The sequence below is a fragment of the Collinsella sp. Sow4_D11 genome (assembly GCF_052116465.1).
Lineage (GTDB): Bacteria > Actinomycetota > Coriobacteriia > Coriobacteriales > Coriobacteriaceae > Collinsella.
In genome coordinates, this window is the sequence record NZ_JBQKLA010000006.1 from 76,827 (window position 1) to 93,888 (window position 17,062).

General features: G+C 59.9%; 15 protein-coding genes. 12 read left to right on the forward strand and 3 right to left on the reverse strand.

The annotated features are described in order from the left end of the window. Genes frr through ACTQ40_RS04245 form a run of 7 tightly spaced genes read left to right on the forward strand, consistent with a single transcriptional unit; the run spans position 1 to position 7,627 of the window. Positions 1–537, forward strand: a complete 537-nt coding sequence (frr, locus tag ACTQ40_RS04215) for a ribosome recycling factor (protein ID WP_006236112.1) — start codon at positions 1–3, stop codon at positions 535–537. Between the two features lies 1 nt (position 538). Continuing rightward, entirely contained in the window at positions 539–1,333 is a 795-nt protein-coding gene (locus tag ACTQ40_RS04220; protein WP_441041581.1) for an isoprenyl transferase, read from the forward strand. Between the two features lie 2 nt (positions 1,334–1,335). Further along, entirely contained in the window at positions 1,336–2,235 is a 900-nt protein-coding gene (locus ACTQ40_RS04225; protein ID WP_427717552.1) for a phosphatidate cytidylyltransferase, read from the forward strand. Beyond that, complete coding sequence (gene dxr / locus ACTQ40_RS04230) at positions 2,235–3,422, forward strand: 1-deoxy-D-xylulose-5-phosphate reductoisomerase (RefSeq protein ID WP_441563413.1); 1,188 nt, start codon at positions 2,235–2,237, stop codon at positions 3,420–3,422. Before ACTQ40_RS04225 ends, dxr begins: the two co-directional genes overlap by 1 nt. Before the next feature lie 25 nt (positions 3,423–3,447). Beyond that, complete coding sequence (locus ACTQ40_RS04235; protein ID WP_441563414.1) at positions 3,448–4,809, forward strand: M50 family metallopeptidase; 1,362 nt, start codon at positions 3,448–3,450, stop codon at positions 4,807–4,809. Positions 4,810–4,822: 13 nt separating this feature from the next. Further along, positions 4,823–5,905 carry a flavodoxin-dependent (E)-4-hydroxy-3-methylbut-2-enyl-diphosphate synthase gene (gene ispG, locus ACTQ40_RS04240; RefSeq protein ID WP_441563415.1) on the forward strand — a complete coding sequence of 361 codons (1,083 nt, stop codon included), beginning with the start codon at positions 4,823–4,825 and terminating at the stop codon, positions 5,903–5,905. After that, positions 5,906–7,627, forward strand: coding sequence for a proline--tRNA ligase (locus tag ACTQ40_RS04245; RefSeq protein ID WP_229770666.1), 1,722 nt, complete (start codon positions 5,906–5,908; stop codon positions 7,625–7,627). Between the two features lie 173 nt (positions 7,628–7,800). Here the strand turns inward: ACTQ40_RS04245 and ACTQ40_RS04250 are convergent, their stop codons facing one another. Both ACTQ40_RS04250 and adhE read right to left on the reverse strand, forming a co-directional pair. After that, the gene (locus ACTQ40_RS04250; RefSeq protein WP_154516259.1) at positions 7,801–8,565 is read right to left on the reverse strand and encodes an aminoglycoside phosphotransferase family protein; all 765 of its coding nucleotides are present in this window, start codon (positions 8,563–8,565) and stop codon (positions 7,801–7,803) included. 87 nt (positions 8,566–8,652) lie between these two features. Then, positions 8,653–11,301 (reverse strand): bifunctional acetaldehyde-CoA/alcohol dehydrogenase, encoded by a 2,649-nt coding sequence (gene adhE / locus ACTQ40_RS04255; RefSeq protein ID WP_441563416.1) that lies wholly within the window; start codon positions 11,299–11,301, stop codon positions 8,653–8,655. Positions 11,302–11,726: 425 nt separating this feature from the next. Between adhE and ACTQ40_RS04260 the strand changes: the two genes are divergently transcribed. Beyond that, complete coding sequence (locus ACTQ40_RS04260; protein WP_441563417.1) at positions 11,727–12,503, forward strand: transposase; 777 nt, start codon at positions 11,727–11,729, stop codon at positions 12,501–12,503. Positions 12,504–12,731: 228 nt separating this feature from the next. Here the strand turns inward: ACTQ40_RS04260 and rpmB are convergent, their stop codons facing one another. After that, on the reverse strand, positions 12,732–12,920 hold the full coding sequence (rpmB, locus tag ACTQ40_RS04265) for a 50S ribosomal protein L28 (protein ID WP_022094725.1): 189 nt from the start codon (positions 12,918–12,920) through the stop codon (positions 12,732–12,734). Positions 12,921–13,370: 450 nt separating this feature from the next. Between rpmB and pyrR the strand changes: the two genes are divergently transcribed. The 4 genes from pyrR (at position 13,371) to ACTQ40_RS04285 (ending at position 17,061) form a co-directional block, all read left to right on the forward strand. Further along, positions 13,371–13,955 (forward strand): bifunctional pyr operon transcriptional regulator/uracil phosphoribosyltransferase PyrR, encoded by a 585-nt coding sequence (pyrR, locus tag ACTQ40_RS04270; protein ID WP_138374176.1) that lies wholly within the window; start codon positions 13,371–13,373, stop codon positions 13,953–13,955. Positions 13,956–13,959: 4 nt separating this feature from the next. Continuing rightward, positions 13,960–14,904 (forward strand): aspartate carbamoyltransferase catalytic subunit, encoded by a 945-nt coding sequence (locus ACTQ40_RS04275; RefSeq protein ID WP_441563418.1) that lies wholly within the window; start codon positions 13,960–13,962, stop codon positions 14,902–14,904. Beyond that, positions 14,888–16,177: a dihydroorotase gene (locus tag ACTQ40_RS04280; protein ID WP_441563419.1), complete on the forward strand. Its 1,290-nt coding sequence runs from the start codon at positions 14,888–14,890 to the stop codon at positions 16,175–16,177. Before ACTQ40_RS04275 ends, ACTQ40_RS04280 begins: the two co-directional genes overlap by 17 nt. Before the next feature lie 116 nt (positions 16,178–16,293). Next, complete coding sequence (locus ACTQ40_RS04285) at positions 16,294–17,061, forward strand: dihydroorotate dehydrogenase electron transfer subunit (protein WP_154516544.1); 768 nt, start codon at positions 16,294–16,296, stop codon at positions 17,059–17,061. Position 17,062: the final 1 nt, after the last annotated feature.

Here is a 17,062-nt window from a genome sequence, read left to right on the forward strand (position 1 = left end):
ATGGCAGAGAACATCACCGCCCACATGGACAAGTCGCTCGAGTCCCTCAAGCATAACTTCTCCAAGGTCCGTACCGGCCGAGCCAACGCTAACATTCTGTCCGACATCACCGTCGATTATTACGGTGTTCCCACGCCGGTCACGCAGGTTGCCGCCGTAAAGACCCCCGAGGCCCACATGCTGCTCATCGAGCCGTGGGATAAGGCGCTTATCAACGCCATCGTCAAGGCCATCGGCGCTTCCGATCTGGGTATTACCCCCAACTCCGATGGCACCGTTGTTCGTCTTCCGTTCCCGGCTCCCACCGAGGAGCGCCGTCGCGAGCTCGTCAAGGAGTGCCGCGAGTACGCCGAGCAGGCCAAGGTGTCTATCCGTAACATCCGCCGCGACTTTAACAACAAGCTCGAGCGCGATGAAGAGCTTACCGAGGACGATGTCCGTCGCGAACAGGCCAAGGTGCAGAAGCATACCGACGAGTATGTCGCCAAGGTCGAGGAGCTTCTGAAGGAAAAAGAAGCCGAGGTCATGGAGATCTAAGGTGCAATACGACGAGAACAAACTGGTCGAGTACTTTGCCGACGCCCCTGCGGGCGTCGGTTTTTCCGACCTTGACCTCAATAACATTCCGCGCCATATCTCGTGCATCATGGACGGTAACGGTCGCTGGGCTACGGCGCGAGGTCTTGCCCGTACCGAGGGTCACAAGGCGGGTATCGTCTCCCTTCGTGAGATCATTACCGCCTGCGTGCGTCTGGGTGTCGACGTGCTTTCCGCCTATGCGTTTTCAACCGAAAACTGGAACCGCCCGCAGCATGAGGTCAACGTCTTGATGCATCTGTTTGCCAAGACGTTTATCGATGAGCTGCCGCTTCTGAAGCGCGAAAACGTCCGTGTTGTCTTTTTGGGTGATATTTCCGCGCTGCCCAAGAAGACCCGCGACGTTTTTGAATGCGGTCTTGCCGAGTGCGCTGATCACACCGGTATGACGCTGGCGCTCGCCGTCAACTACGGCGCTCGTGCCGAGATTACCCGTGCCGCCCGTCAGCTTGCGCTCGATGCCGCCGCCGGCAAGATCGACCCTGCTGCTATCGACGATGATATGGTTGCTTCGCACCTGTACACCGCCGGTCTTCCCGATCCCGAGCTGGTCATTCGCACCTCTGGTGAGCTTCGCCTTTCGAACTATCTGCTGTGGCAGGTGGCTTATTCCGAGTTCTATGTCACCGATACCTATTGGCCTGACTTTGATCGTTGGGGCCTTGTTGACGCCATTTTGGCCTATCAGGGCCGTGACCGTAGGTTTGGTGGACTGAGCAAGACCGAGGAGGCTTAATCGTGTCCGATCGTCCCAAGGCATCTGCTCCCAAGACGCCTGCGCGCAAAGCTGCCACTGCGGGAGCGCCTGCAGCGAAGAGCGGCACCGGTTCGTGGCTTGCGGGCTTTATTACCCGTGCCGCCGCCGGTATCGTCTACGCCGTCGTCTTTATCCTGTGCCTGGTTTTGGGTATCGTGCCCACCGCCATTTTTGTCTCTGTCATGAGCGGGCTTTGCTGCTTTGAGTTTTTCCGTATGACGAGGCTCGATGGCAAGGTCGCCAACGAGCATCTGGGCATTATTGCCGCCGTGCTCTTTCCGTTATCGGCGCTTGGCGATTCGCTTTTGCTGAACGCCCTGCTTTTTGCACTGATGCTCGCGGTGGGCATTTGGTATGTTTGGTCGCCGCGTACCCGCATCTCTGATGTGGCCGTGACGCTCATGGGTCCCATCTACACAGGCTTTATGCTGTCGGCTATTGTGCTGCTGCGCGATGCCGTGCCCGGTTTTGCCGGCGCCCTGCTTTCAGTGGGTGTTTGCGCGTCCCTTTGGGTCTCCGATTCGTTTGCTTACATCGTGGGCAGCCGTATCGGAAAACACAAGATGGTCCCCAAGATCTCTCCCAACAAGAGCTGGGAGGGCTTTGTTGGAGGCATCTTGGGCTCGGTTCTCATCTGGCTCATTTTGTGGGTGACGCATCTCTATAAGCTGAGCTTGCCCTATGCGCTGCTTTGTGGCGTGGTTGTGTCCATCCTGGGCGTTATCGGCGACCTTATCGAGTCGCGCATCAAGCGCGGTGTGGGCGTCAAGGATTCCGGTAACCTTATCCCGGGCCACGGCGGCATGCTCGATCGTAGCGATTCGCTTATCTTCGGCTGCATCACCGCGCAGCTGATGCTGATGATCGGAGGCGTGCTGTAATGTCCTTCCAGACGACGTATGGCTCCGATGGACGCCTTCGTGTTGCCATCCTGGGCTGTACGGGCTCTATCGGCACTCAGGCGCTCGATGTTTGCCGTCAGCATGCCGATCGTCTGCAGGTGACGGCGCTTTCCGTTAATTCCAGCACCTCCGAGCTCGTTGCAGCTGCCCGCGAGTTCTCGGTTCCGGCGGTTGCCGTGGCCGATGTCGCTCATGGCGATGACGCCGTGCTGCAGGAGTTGCCCGAGGGAACGGAGCTCGGCGTTGGTGCGCAGGCGGTTTGCGAGCTCGCGCGTCGCGACGATGTCGATTGCGTGCTTGTCGCTATTGTGGGCGCCGCCGGTCTCGAGGCGAGCCATGCGGCCTTGACCTCGAATAAGCGTCTTGCCCTTGCCAATAAGGAGTCGCTCGTTGTTGGCGGTGACCTGCTGATGCCGTTGGCTCAGCCCGGTCAGCTTATCCCGGTCGATTCCGAGCACTCTGCAATTTACCAATGCTATCTGGGTGAGAATCCGCGCGAGGCCCACTGTATTTGGCTTACCTGCTCGGGCGGTCCGTTCTTTGGCCGTTCGCGCGAGGAACTCGACCGTGTGACGCGCGCCGATGCCCTGGCGCACCCTACGTGGGCTATGGGTGCCAAGATCACGATTGACTCCGCTACCCTCATGAACAAGGGCCTGGAGCGTATCGAGGCGATGCACTTGTTTGGTTGCGACCTCGACTTTATCAACGTGGTCGTTCAGCGCCAGTCAAAGATTCATTCTATGGTCGAGTTTGCCGACGGCGCCGTGATGGCGCATCTCGGGGCATCTGACATGCGCATTCCCATCCAGTTTGCCTTCTCGTATCCCGAGCGCTGGGATACTCCGGCTCCGCGCATCGATTTCCGCGAGTTGGGTCAGCTTACCTTTGATGCGGCCGACATGGATACGTTCCGCTGCCTGGCGCTGGCCGAGCGTGCGGGCAAGACGGGCGGCACCATGCCGTGCGTGCTCAATGCCGCCAACGAGGTCGCCGTCGATGCCTTCCTGCATGATGGCTGCAGTTTTACCGATATCGATCGCATTGTGGAATCCTGTATGGATGCGCATGATGCGCAGACGGTCGATTCGTTTGAACAGCTTCGCGGTATCGATGCGTGGGCGCGTGAAAAGGCCGCGCAAGTGCTCGTCGCAACCCGTTCTTAACCCATAAGGATTGCTTTTTCGTTTTATGGAAACTGTTCTGAGCGTTCTCTCATCGGTCTTTTGGGGCCTGCTGATGCTTTCCGTCCTCGTGTTTTTGCACGAGGGCGGCCACTTTTTGGCGGCGCGTGCCTGCGGCGTCCGGGTGACTGAGTTCTTTTTGGGCCTGCCGTGTCGCTTTGATATCCACCATACGTCTCGTCGGATCGGCACCAAGTTTGGCGTGACCCCGCTGTTGCTGGGTGGGTATGCTGCCATCTGTGGCATGGATCCGACCGATGTCTCGTATGCCGATCGCGTGCTTGCCGCCATCTATCGCCACGGCCGTGTGACGGTGGCCGATCTTGCCGTCGAGCTTGAGCTGTCCGAGGAGGATGTGCTCGAGGCCTGTGCTTTGCTGCTGGGTTGGGGATCCATAGCTCCTTGGTATGAAGAAGGGGAAAACCCTTCGCCTGGTTACTATCCCACCAAGTACCAGACCCTGCCGCGTGACGCGGCGGGTTATACCACCTTTGACGGCCGTCGGTTCGATCGCGAGCACGCGACTGCCGAGGGCGATGTATGGGAACTGCCGTGCGGCGAGGCCGAATTCCTTGCACGCGAGCGCTCGCACACCTATTTGGGTCAGGGCTTTGTCAAGCGTGCCTTTATGCTGCTTGCGGGCATTATCGTCAATATCCTGACGGGCTTTTTGCTCCTTATGAGCATCTATTCCATCGCGGGTGTCACGGTGCCGGTGGACACCAATGTGATCGGCCAGGTTGATGAAGGCTCGATTGCCTCCGCGGCGGGAATCGAGGATGGCGACGCGATTCTTTCGGTCGACGGAGTATCGTGCTCTACCTGGATGGACGTTTACGATGCCATTGGCAAGGCTGCCGGTAAGGACGATATCGCCATTGAGTACGAGCGTGACGGCAAGAAGCATTCGACCACGGTTGCGCTCAAAGAGGACGAACGCCTAGGTGTGTATGTTTCTACGCAGGTGGTCCGTTTAGACCCCATCACGTCGGCTCGCCTGTCGTTCTCCTATGTCGTGCAGACAGCGAAGGGCGTGATGCGCCTGCTCCAGCCTCAGCATACGATGGAGATTCTCGATCAGTCCTCTTCGATCGTGGGTATTAGCGTTATGTCCTCGCAAGCTGCTGCTGCCGGCCCTGCCACGTTCCTTTCGTTTGCCGCCCTCATTTCGTTCTCGCTTGGCTTTATGAACCTGCTGCCCATCCCGCCACTCGATGGCGGCAAGTTGGTCATCGAGATCATTCAAAAGATTGCGGGCCGCGAGCTTCCGCTCAAGGTCCAGACGATTGTGAGCTATGTGGGCATCGCGCTCTTTGCGCTGCTGTTTGTCTATATGCTTCGTTCCGACATCCTTCGATTTATTCTGTAGGGGAGTGTTTGGATTGTCTTTATCCCATCCTTTGCCTCGCGAGTTGACGCGCCCCGTGCATGTGGGCGGCGTGCAGATCGGTGGAGGCGCGCCGGTGGCGGTCCAATCTATGACCTGCACCGATACCGCTGATGCCCAGGCAACGCTTGCGCAAGTGTGCGCGTTGGCGCAGGCTGGCTGCGATATCGTGCGCGTGAGCGTGCCCACCGAGGCCGCGCTTGAGGGTTTCCGCACCATCTGCGCCGAGTCTCCGGTGCCGATCGTTGCCGATATCCACTTTAACCATAAGCTCGCCATTGGTGCCGTTGAGGCCGGTGCTGCCAAGCTGCGCATCAATCCCGGAAATATCGGCGATTGGGCCAAGGTTGACGCGGTGATCGATGCTGCGGGTGCCGCGGGCTGTGCGATTCGTATCGGCGTCAATGCTGGTTCGCTTGAGCAGGATATCGCTGAGCGCGACGACCTCACGCAGCCCGAAAAGCTCGTGATGTCGAGCGAACGTTTCGTCAAGCATTTTGAAGACCGCGGCTTTACGAACATTGTGCTTTCGGCCAAGGCCCATAGCGTGCAAACGACGCTCGACACCTATCGTGCCCTGTCGCGTGAGATTCCCCACGTTCCGCTCCACCTGGGCGTAACCGAGGCGGGTACCAAGCTGCAGGGCACCATCAAGAGCTCGGTGGGCCTTGGCATCCTGCTGTCCGAGGGAATCGGTGACACCATGCGCGTTTCGCTCACGGCCGATCCGGTTGAGGAGCCGCCGGTCGCCTGGGGAATTTTGCAGTCGCTGGGCCTGCGTCGCCGCGGCCCCGAGATCGTCTCGTGCCCCACGTGCGCCCGCTGTCAGGTTAACCTGATCGCAATCGCCGAGGAAGTAACCGAGCGGCTTAAGAACTATGCCGCGCCGCTTTCGATTGCCGTCATGGGATGCGCCGTCAATGGCCCCGGTGAGGCTTCTGATGCCGACCTGGGCGTTGCTTGCGGACGTGGTCAGGGCCTGCTCTTTTCGCACGGCCAGATCATTGGTAAAGTAGCGGAGGACCAAATTGTCGACGCGCTTATGGCCGAGGTCGACAAGCTTATTGAGGAGAATTAAATGACCCGAGCAATGTATATGTCTAAGCTGTATGCTCCGACGCTCAAAGAGGATCCGGCCGACGCTGAGCTTGCGAGCCATCGCCTGCTGCTCCGTGCCGGTATGATCCGCAAGGAGGCCGCCGGTCTCTATTCCTATCTGCCGCTCGCGTGGCGCTCGATTCGCAAGATTGAGAACATCGTGCGCGACGAGATGGACGCCGCCGGCGCCCAGGAGCTCATGATGCCCATCATGGTCGATGCCGAGCTGTGGCGTGAGTCCGGCCGTATCGATGCCTATGGCAAGGAGCTCGTGCGCTTTGATGACCGCCACGGCCGCGAGTTCGTGCTCGGCCCTACGCACGAGGAGACCGTGACTGCCCTGGTGCGCAACGAGCTGCGTTCATACAAGCAACTGCCGGTGAATCTCTATCACATCCAGGATAAGTTCCGCGACGAGTTCCGTCCCCGCTTTGGCCTGATGCGCGGTCGCGAGTTCATCATGAAAGACGCCTACAGCTTTTCTGCCACGCAGGAGAGCCTGCAGGAGGAGTACGACAAGATGAAGCAGGCGTACGCCAATATCTGCGAGCGCTGCTACATTAAGGCCCTGCCCGTCGTCGCCGATTCCGGCGAGATCGGTGGCGACACCTCCGTCGAGTTCATGGCGCTGGCAGATGCCGGCGAGGCTTCGCTGGTCTACTGCGACGATTGTGGCTTTGCTGCCGATGACGAGGCGGCAAGCACCAAGGTCGTTGTGACCGAGGGCCCCGGCGACGGCACACTCACCAAGGTCGAGACTCCGGGTATGGGCACCATCGAGGCCGTCGCCAAGTTCTTCGGCTTCCCCGAGAACGGTACGCGCAAGTCGCTGGCTCTCATCGACGCCGAGGGCAAGCCGGTTGTGGCCATCGTTCCGGGCGACCATGAGCTCAACGACTGCAAGGCCGAGCATGTCTTTGGCAAGGGCTATCGCATGATGACCGACGAGGAGCTCCAGACCTACGGTCTGCATAAGGGCTTTATCGGACCGGTTAACCTGCCCGAGGGCATTCGTCTGGTCTGCGACGAAAGCCTGCGCGAGTCCAAGCAGTGGGCCTGCGGTGCCAACGAAGTCGACTATCACTTTACCGGTGCCTGCCCCGAGCGCGACTTTACCGTCGACGAGTGGGCCGACCTGGTTACCGTCGTTGCCGGCGACCCTTGCCCGCACTGCGGCAAGCCGCTCTCCGCTGCTCGCGGCATCGAGGTTTCCCAGGTCTTCCAGCTGGGCACCAAGTACTCCGAGGCCATGGGTGCCACCTTTATGGACGAGGACGGCAAGGAGAAGCCGCTTATCATGGGTTGCTACGGCGTGGGCGTTTCCCGCTCGCTCGCTGCCGTCGTGGAGCAGCACAACGACGAGCACGGTATCGTTTGGCCGGTCTCCGTTGCCCCGTACGAGGTTGCGGTGATTCCGCTCGACCCCAAGAAGGAGGAGTGCGCTTCTGTTTGCGATCAAATCGTCGAGGGTCTGTGCGCCGAGGGTATCGAGGTTGTCGTAGACGACCGTGACGAGCGTCCCGGCTTTAAGTTTGCCGACAACGACCTTATGGGCTTCCCTTATCAGGTGGTGCTCGGCAAGCGCGGCCTTAAGAACGGCACCGTCGAGCTCAAGGATCGTGCCACGGGCGAGCGCGAGGATGTGGCGATCGATGAGGTTGTCGCCAAGGTCGCTGAGCTTGTGAAAGCAGCACGCCGTTAATCGAGCCCGCTGCGTTTAGTGCACTTGTTAAGCGGCCCTGCGTCTCTCGAGGTAGAGATGCAGGGCCGCTTTTGCGTCTAAGGGACAGTTGTTGCTAAAAGGAAAACCCCGCAGCCCATGCGAGCTGCGGGGTTTTCCTTTGTGCCTCCGATGCGAAATAACTCGCTCAGATATTACTGATAATCGACGACGTCGATCCAGTTCTTAAGGAACTCATCGTTCACGTTGCGCTTACGAGCGAGCTCGGAAGCGGCGACGATGCTCGTCCACTGACGCACGACCTGCATGGGCATGTCGGCGCGATCGCAGTAGAGCTCCAGGTAGGCCTCGGCCTGGTCCTTGCTGTTGAGGGCAAAGAGCAGGTAGGTGGTGGCAACGTCGGCAGCAGGGGAGCCCTGGGTGGCGTGTGCCCAGTCGCAGACGTACAGCTGGCCGTCGTCGCCAACGATGACGTTGGAGGGGTTGAAGTCGCCGTGGCAGACCTTGAACTCCTTGGTCATGCCGTCCAGACGCTCCTGAAGGTTGTAGCGCGTGGTGGCATTGAGCTGATCGAGGCTGTCGATCATGCGGGCGAACTTGTCGCGCTGACGGTTGAGCAGCGGGGAGGTGTAGCCGTGGATCTCGATCTGGAGGTCGACGAACATCTCGAGGTACTCACCAAAGCGCTGGGGCTCGGCAGTCATCTTCTCGGCAAGGGTGGTGCCCGGAACCTTCTCGGTCACGAGCGCCCAGCCGTTGGCGTTCTCGAGCTGAGAAACCTCGAGAGCCTTGGGGCTGCGGATGCCGCACTCATTGATGCGGGCAAGATTCAAAGCCTCGTTGAACACGTCGGAGACGGGCTTGGTCTCGTTAAAGACCTTGACGATCTTGTCGCCCAGGTCGTAAACGACTTTGTTGCCGCGACGGACGAGCTCGGTCTTGGATTCGGGGAGCAGCATGATTGCATCCTTTCAACGATGCGATAGAAGCAGCGGCGGGGGCGTGCGTGCGCCCGTTCACCCCCGCCGAAATAACCGTGCTAAAAACTAGCAGACGGCGTAGTCCTGGGGCTCGCGGCCATAGTAGGCGTCCAGGTAGAGCTCCTTGATCTCGCTCATGAGCGGGTAGCGCGGGTTAGCGCCGGTGCACTGGTCGTTGAATGCCTGCTCGGTCATCTCGTCGAGGGTGTCGAGGAAGTACTGCTCGTCAACACCGTAGTCGGCGATGGTCTTCTTGACACCGATGAAGTCCTTGAGCTCCTCGAGCTTCGTGATGAAGTTCTCGAAGACCTCCTTGTCGTCCTTGCCCTCGATACCGCAGTACTTGGCCATCTCGGCGTAGTTGTGCAGCGCGTTGGGGTAAGGATACTGGGAGAACGTGCCCATCTTGACGGGGGCCTCGGCGGCGTTGTAGCGCATGACGCGAGTCAGGATGATGGCGTTGGCGATGCCGTGGGGCAGGTGATGGAAGGCACCGAGCTTGTGGGCCATGGAGTGGTTGAGGCCCAGGAAGGCGTTGGCGAAGGCCATACCGGCCATGCAGGAGGCGTTGTGCATCTCCTCGCGGGCATGCGGGTCCTTGGCGCCGTTTTCGAAGCTGGAGGGCAGGTTCTCGAAGACGAGCTTGGCAGCGCGCTCGGAGAGGCCCTTGGTGTAGTCGGAGGCCATGATGGAGACATAGGACTCGATGGCGTGGGTCATGACGTCGATGCCGGAGGCGGCGGTCAGGCCGCGCGGGGCGGTCATGCAGTTGTCGGCGTCAACGATAGCCATGTTGGGGAGCAGCGCGTAGTCGGCGAGCGGCCACTTGATGCCGGTCTCCTTGTCGGTGATGATGGCGAACGGCGTGCACTCGGAACCGGTGCCCGAAGAGGTCGGGACGGCGACGAAGTAGGCCTTCTTGCCCATCTCGGGGAAGGTGAAGATACGCTTGCGGATGTCCATGAAGTCCATGGCCATGTCCTCAAACTTGCACTCGGGGTGCTCGTACATCATCCACATGATCTTGCCGGCGTCCATAGCGGAGCCACCGCCGACGGCGATGATGACGTCCGGCTCAAAGAGAGCCATCTGCTTGGCGCCGCGACGTGCGCACTGCAGCGACGGATCGGGCTCGACGTCGTAGAAGCAGTCGTGGGCGATGCCCATCTCGTCGAGCTTGGCTTCGATGGCGCGGGTGTTGCCATTCTTGAAGAGGAACTGGTCGGTGACGATAAAGGCGCGCTTCTTGCCCATGACGCTGCCCAGCTCGTCGAGAGCGACGGGCGTGGAACCCTTCTTGAAGTAGACCTTCTCGGGAGCGCGGAACCACAGCATGTTCTCACGGCGCTCGGCCACAGTCTTAACGTTGATCAAGTGCTTCACCCCAACGTTCTCGGAGACGGAGTTGCCGCCCCAGGAGCCGCAGCCCAGGGTCAGAGACGGCTTCATGCCAAAGTTGTACAGGTCACCGATGCCGCCGTGCGAGGACGGGGTGTTGATGACGATACGGCAGGCCTTCATGACATGCTCGAACAGGCTGATCTTCTCGGCCTGGGCGGGATGCACGTACAGAGAGGCGGTGTGGCCCGGGCCACCGGCGAGTACCAGGTGCTCGGCCTTGTCGACGGCCTCCTGGAAGTCCTTGGCGTGATACATGGCCAGGACAGGGGAGAGCTTCTCGTGGGAGAACTCCTCCTTGGCGGGGTCGGTGGAGGTGACCTCGGCGATCAGGATCTTGGTCTTGACGGGAACCTCGATACCGGCGAGTTCCGCGATCTTGGCGGCAGCCATGCCGGGGATGCGGTGATCGAGAGCGCCGTTCTTGAACATGGCGCCGCGCAGGGCCTCCATCTCGGCACCCTGCTTGACGAAGTAGCAGCCGCGCTTCTGGAATTCGGCCTTAACCTGGTCATAGATGGTGTCGATGACGGTCACGGACTGCTCGGAGGCGCAGATCATGCCGTTGTCGAAGGTCTTGGAGTGGATGATGGAGTTGACGGCGAGCAGCACGTCGGCGGTGTCGTCGATGATGACCGGGGTGTTACCGGCGCCAACGCCCAGGGCGGGCTTGCCCGAGGAGTAGGCGGCCTTGACCATGCCCGGGCCACCGGTGGCGAGGATGATGTCGACATCGCGCATGACCATGTTGGTCAGCTCGATGGAGGGGACATCGACCCAGCCGATGATGCCCTCGGGGGCGCCGGCCTTGACGGCGGCGTCAAGCACGAGCTTGGCGGCGGCGATGGTGCACTTGGCGGCAGCCGGGTGCGGGGAGATGATGATGGCGTTGCGGGTCTTCAGGCTGATCAGCGTCTTGAAGATCGCGGTGGAGGTGGGGTTGGTCGTCGGGATGACGGCGCCCACGATGCCGATGGGCTCAGCGATCTTGGTGATGCCGTAGGCCTCGTCGCGCTCAATGACACCACAGGTCTTGGTGTTCTTGTAAGCGTTGTAGATGTACTCTGCGGCGTAGTGGTTCTTGATGACCTTGTCCTCAAGAACGCCGCGACCGGTCTCCTCGATGGCCATCTTCGCCAGCGGGATACGAGCCTTGTTGGCGGCCATGGCGGCCTCGTAGAAGATCTTGTCGACCTGCTCCTGCGTGTACGTAGCAAAAAGCGCCTGGGCCTCTCGCATCTGAGCGAGCTTAGCCTCAAGCGCCTCTACGTTGTCCACAATTGCGGGAGTAGTGTTTTCCGGTGACTTTTTCACCATTTGTGTCTCCTTGCGATCGGAGATTTACCCTACGTGTTGCATGATAGCAAGAAATTATTCGGCGAACGGTAAGATTCCCGTAAAAGGCACACTAAAACGCTTCAACTAGTTGAATCGTTTTAATTAAAAATATCAGCCTGGCACCGGCCTGCTCATTGGGGACAGACTTATATGGGTGCTTTCACTCATTTGGGACAGACATCGTTTTGCCATTTCGCTGTTCTGTATCAGCCTGGCATCGGCCCGCCCATTGGGGACAGACTTATATGAGTGCTTTCACTCATTTGGGACAGACATAGTTTTGCCATTTCGCTGTTCTGGACCTGTTATTGCCGCTTATTGGATATAAATAGATCACAGGCTCAGCATTTCGCGTTGCTTCTCTCCTTTTAGGTGTTGCCTGTACAGTTTTGAAAGGAGAGATTATGCCCCGATGTGCCCGCGCCGTTTCGATCACCGGCTATTACCATGTTTATGACCGCGGCAACTCCAAGCAGATTATTTTTGAAGATGACTCCGACCGCTATCGTTTCTTGTCGGATATCTCGGACAGGTTTGCGCGCCATAAAGTGGCGGTGTTGGCTTGGTGCCTTATGGACAACCACTTCCATTTGATGGTTGATGACCCTTATGACAACCTTTCAAAGGCGATGCAGTGCGCATTGACGGCGTATGCTAAGTATTTCAATGGGAAAACGGGAAGAACGGGCCATCTGTTTGACAATCGCTATTCGCGGGTTGCGGTTGAGTCGGACACGCAGGCGGTGCAGCTGCTCGATTATATCCATCTCAATCCTGTGAAAGGTTCGCTCGACTCACTCGAGGCGTACCGATGGTCAAGCTTCAAGGCATATCAGCTGGGCTACGATCCCTTTGACATTTGTGATGCGGCCCCTATGCTCGATATTGTCGGAGGCTCCCGTTGCTATTGCGAACATCTCAAGGAAGCTGCCGGGCGCATCTGGTCGGTGGAGGTTCTTCCACGCCGTCGGATCCCCGATGAGGAGGCCCTTTCCGTTGCGCGCGAAGTCCTGCCGAGCATAGATCCTACGCTGCTTAAGGCCCTGCCACGCCCCGAACGCGATGCCTGCCTGCTGAGGCTCAGGCAGGCACATCTCACGGTCAAGCAAATTGCCCGTATCACCGGTATCGGCGCTACAAGTGTGACCAAGGCCACTGCGGGCTGGAAGGAAGCTGCGTGAGGCAGGGGCCGGAGCTAGTCGGGGCGCGCAGACACGCATCATGTCTGTCCCCAATGAGTGAAAACACCCATGTAAGTCTGTCCCCAATGAGTGAAAACACCCATGTAAGTCTGTCCCCAATGAGTGCAAAAAGGCGCCCTCCACAAGAGAGGACGCCTTTGGTAAGTTCTATGTGAACGCGAGGTCTTTGACCCGGAGAGTCCGAGGTACTTGTTGGTAAGACCTTATTTAGGAGCGCGCAACCTTGCCAGACTTAAGGCAGGTGGAGCAAACGTTCATCTTGCGACGGTGACCATCGACGACGACGTAGACACGCTGGATGTTGGGGCGGAACTTACGGTTGGTGACGCGGTGAGAGTGGCTGATGGAGCGACCGGCAACGGGGTGCTTACCGCAAACTTCGCAAACTTTGGACATAACTGACCCTCCTTGGGCGACAAACGAACATGTCGCGTTAACAAACAAGCCTGAACTATAGCACAGAAGCAGCTCCCTGTGCGTAATCTACACAGAGATATTTCTCTTATGGCGATAGTGCCCACGCTACGGCCCTGGACGTAGATCCGTTTTGCGTGTAGCAGAGGGGATTATGCCAGCTCGCATCGACGTTTTCAAGCTTGTCCCGCAAATATATATAGGTTTATGGAGCGTTGAGTCCGTTTGCGGATTGCTCCGTATTAATGCTCGCAATTAAGCTCGGGGTTGGCTACACTATCCCTTGACCATTAAAGGGGTACGAGATACCCACATGGATTTATATTGCTGCCATAGAGCAGTCCTTCCTGTGGGTGTCTGGTCCGCTTTGAGCGGTCGGGCATCTATTTTTTTGACTGTATCAGCAGTCAAGACATGTGAGGAAGGAGATCGATGGGCACGACTTCCCCCAAGGCGGTCATCATGGACGAGACCGCCGTCAACCGAGCGATGACCCGCATCGCGCACGAGATTCTCGAGCGCAACGAGGGCTGTGAAGACCTCGCTCTGGTCGGCATCGTCACGCGCGGCGACCTTCTGGCAAAGAAGCTCGCCGAGGCGATCAAGGAGATCGAGGGTGTTGACGTTCCGCTCGGCAGCCTGGACATCAGCTTCTATCGCGATGACTATGCGACTAACTTCGCTCCCGCGATCCACGCTACCAACATTCCCTTCAGCGTCGACGGCAAGCGCGTCGTTTTGGTGGACGACATCCTGTACACGGGTCGCACCATCCGCGCCGCTCTGGACGCCGTTATGGACCTGGGCCGTCCGAGCCGCATCGAGCTGGCAGTTCTCGTTGACCGCGGTCACCGCGAGCTCCCTATCTCGCCGGACTTTGTCGGCAAGAACGTTCCCTCGTCGCACGAGGAGAACGTGCACCTATATATGAAGGAAGTTGACGGCCGTACCGCTGTCGAGATCAACGACGTCGCGCCGGGTTCCCACGTGGGCTCCGCGCCGCTGGGAGGTGAGTAGTACCGTGGCGTTCAATCATAAGCACCTGATCGACATTACCGAGTACTCCGAAGAGGACATCAACCTCATCCTCGAGACCGCCAAGGCGTTCTCCGAGGTCAACGAGCGTGCCATCAAGAAGGTCCCCACGCTCAAGGGCAAGACCATCGTCAATATGTTCAACGAGCCCTCGACGCGTACCCGCAGCTCCTTCGAGCTCGCCGAGAAGCGTCTTTCGGCCGACAGCCTCAACTTTGGCGGCTCCTCGACCTCCACGGTCAAGGGCGAGAGCCTCGTCGATACCGTCGAGACGCTCAACGCCTACAAGATCGATTGCATCGTCGTGCGCGACAAACATGCCGGTGCCCCCTACATCGTCACGCAGAATTCGCCCGCGAGTGTTATCTGCGCCGGTGACGGTAAGCACAACCACCCCACGCAGGCTCTGCTCGACCTGTACACCATCTGGGAGCACAAGGGTGACTTCCACGGTCTGAAAGTCGCCGTCGTCGGCGACATCGCCCACTCCCGCGTCTGCGGCTCGCTGATCCCCGCGTTGAAGATCATGGGCTGCGAGACCTACGCCGTCGCCCCCGGCACGCTGCTGCCGCCGGCGCCCGAGGTTCTGGGCTGCGACCACGTGACGAGCGACCTCGATTCCGTCCTGCCCGAGCTGGACGTCGTCTACATGCTGCGCGTACAGCAGGAGCGCCTCGAGGGTGCCCCGTTCCCGACCATTCGCGAGTACCACAAGCTCTTCGGCCTGACCAAGGACCGTGAGAAGCTCATGAAGCCCGACGCAATCATTTGCCACCCGGGCCCCATCAACCGCGGCGTCGAGTTCGACTCCTATATGGCCGACCACCCGCAACGCTCCGTCATCCTGGAGCAGGTCTACGCCGGTATCTGCGTGCGTATGGCTATCCTGTATCTGCTGCTTGGAGGTGCCGATAATGGCCTTGCTTCTTAAGAATGCCCACGTCGTCGATCCGTCCGTCGAGCTTGACGGGGTCGTTGACGTCCTGATCGACGGCGACAAGATCGCCGAGGTCGGCGAGAACCTCGCCGCCGAGGGAGCCGAGGTCCGCGACCTTTCCGGTAAGTACCTTGTCCCTGGCCTGGTGGACATGCACGTCCACCTGCGCGAGCCCGGCTACGAGGTCAAAGAGGACATCGAGAGCGGCACCCGCGCAGCTGCCAAGGGCGGCTTCACTGGCGTGTGCGCCATGCCCAACACCGACCCCGTTACCGATAACGGTACCGTTGTTGAGTTCATCAAGTCCCGCGCTGCCGAGGTCGGCCACTGCCGCGTCTATCCTTCTGGCGCCATGACCCGCGGTCTTAAGGGCGAGGCTATGTCCGAGATGGGCGATATGGTCGCCCACGGCGCCGTCGCCTTCACCGACGACGGTCACGGCGTGCAGGGTGCAGGCATGCTCCGTCGCTGCATGGACTACGGCAAGATGTTCGGCAAGGTCTTCATGAGCCATTGTCAGGACGAGGACCTGGTCGGCCACGGCCAGATCAACGAGGGCAAGGTTTCGACTCGTCTGGCCCTCGAGGGCTGGCCGGCTGCCGGCGAGGAGCTCCAGATCGCCCGCGACATCGAGATCGCCAAACTGACCGGTGCCAAGCTGCACATCCAGCACATCTCCACCGCCCATGGCCTGGAGCTCGTGCGTGCCGGCAAGGCCGCTGGCGTTCAGGTTACCTGCGAGGCCACCCCGCATCACATGTTCCTGACCGAGAACGACCTGGACGAGACCTACAACACCTCGCTCAAGGTTAACCCGCCGCTGCGTACCGACGAGGATGCCGAGGCCATCCGCCAGGGTGTCATCGACGGCACCGTCGACGTCATCGTCACCGATCACGCTCCCCACACGCCGTGGGAGAAAGCCCGTGAGTTCGAGCTCGCGCCCTTTGGCATGATCGGCCTCGAGACCTCGCTGTCGCTCGTGCTCACCGAGCTGGTCAACACGGGCAAGATGGGTATGGGCCGCATGGTCGAGCTCATGGCTATTAAGCCGCGTGAGATCCTGGGCCTCGACCAGGTTCAGGTCAAGGCGGGCTCTGTTGCCGACCTGACCGTCTTCGACGCGTCTGTCACCTGGACGGTCGGCGAGGACGGTTACGAGTCGCGCGCCGAGAACTCCGGTTTTGCCGGCCGCACGCTCACCGGTCGTGCCACCGATGTGTTTGTCGGCGGTAAACAGACGCTTGCCGACGGCTGCATCTGCTAGCATAGCCTTATCGCTTTTGTGCGCGGTGCCCTTGCGGTGCCGCGCTTTCTGTTCGTTTGGTCCATGCAACTGCATGGGGGATTGGAGCGTCTATGCCCACACCTTCCACTGCACGCATGCACGACTTCGAGGTCGTCTCGAACCAGGAGATCGCCGACGGCATCTTCTCGCTCGTTATTTCGGCCCCCAAGCTTGCAAGTGCGCTCAAGCCCGGTCAGTTTGTGAACATCGCCGTGCCCGGCGATGCCTCTTCGCTGCTTCGCGTGCCCTTGAGCTTCTATCGCTCTGACGCCGAGGCCGGTACCGTCGAGCTGTGGTACGCCGTCGTGGGCGACGACACCCGTCGTCTGTCGCAGATGGGCCCCGGCTCCAAGTCCAACCTGTTGGGCCCTGGCGGCCGCGGCTGGCTGGTACCCGAGGGCACCAGGAAGGCGCTGCTCGTGGCGGGCGGCATCGGTGTTCCGCCCGTGCTGTGCCTCGCTGGCATGCTTGCCGAGCAGGGCGTGGCCGTTGACGTGTGCCTGGGTTTTGGCACCGCGTCCAAGGTCGTGGGCGTCGATGAGTTCCGCGCGCTGGGAGCCACGGTCAACGTGTGCACCGACGACGGCTCGTTGGGTACGCACGGCTTATGCACCGACCCTGCCGCTGAGCTGCTCGGCAAGGGCGGTTACGACTATGTCGCCAGCTGTGGGCCCGCCGTTATGATGAAGAAAGTCGCCGCCGCTGCCGCCGAGGCCGGCGCGTACTGCGAGGTGTCGCTCGAGCGCATGATGAGCTGCGGCTTTGGCGCCTGCAACACCTGCAATGTCGAGACGGTCGACGGTATGAAGGGTGCCTGCATGTGCGGCCCCGTGTTCGATGCTTCCAAGGTGGTGGTCTTCTAGT

Coding starts and splice junctions, on each gene's coding strand:
- frr (WP_006236112.1), top strand. CDS start 1: ATGGCAGAGAACATCACCGCCCACATGGACAAGTCGCTCGAGTCCCTC.
- ACTQ40_RS04245 (WP_229770666.1), top strand. CDS start 5,906: ATGACCCGAGCAATGTATATGTCTAAGCTGTATGCTCCGACGCTCAAA.
- pyrR (WP_138374176.1), top strand. CDS start 13,371: ATGGGCACGACTTCCCCCAAGGCGGTCATCATGGACGAGACCGCCGTC.
- ACTQ40_RS04285 (WP_154516544.1), top strand. CDS start 16,294: ATGCACGACTTCGAGGTCGTCTCGAACCAGGAGATCGCCGACGGCATC.
- ACTQ40_RS04280 (WP_441563419.1), top strand. CDS start 14,888: ATGGCCTTGCTTCTTAAGAATGCCCACGTCGTCGATCCGTCCGTCGAG.
- ACTQ40_RS04235 (WP_441563414.1), top strand. CDS start 3,448: ATGGAAACTGTTCTGAGCGTTCTCTCATCGGTCTTTTGGGGCCTGCTG.
- ACTQ40_RS04260 (WP_441563417.1), top strand. CDS start 11,727: ATGCCCCGATGTGCCCGCGCCGTTTCGATCACCGGCTATTACCATGTT.
- dxr (WP_441563413.1), top strand. CDS start 2,235: ATGTCCTTCCAGACGACGTATGGCTCCGATGGACGCCTTCGTGTTGCC.
- ACTQ40_RS04250 (WP_154516259.1), bottom strand. CDS start 8,565: ATGCTGCTCCCCGAATCCAAGACCGAGCTCGTCCGTCGCGGCAACAAA.
- adhE (WP_441563416.1), bottom strand. CDS start 11,301: ATGGTGAAAAAGTCACCGGAAAACACTACTCCCGCAATTGTGGACAAC.
- rpmB (WP_022094725.1), bottom strand. CDS start 12,920: ATGTCCAAAGTTTGCGAAGTTTGCGGTAAGCACCCCGTTGCCGGTCGC.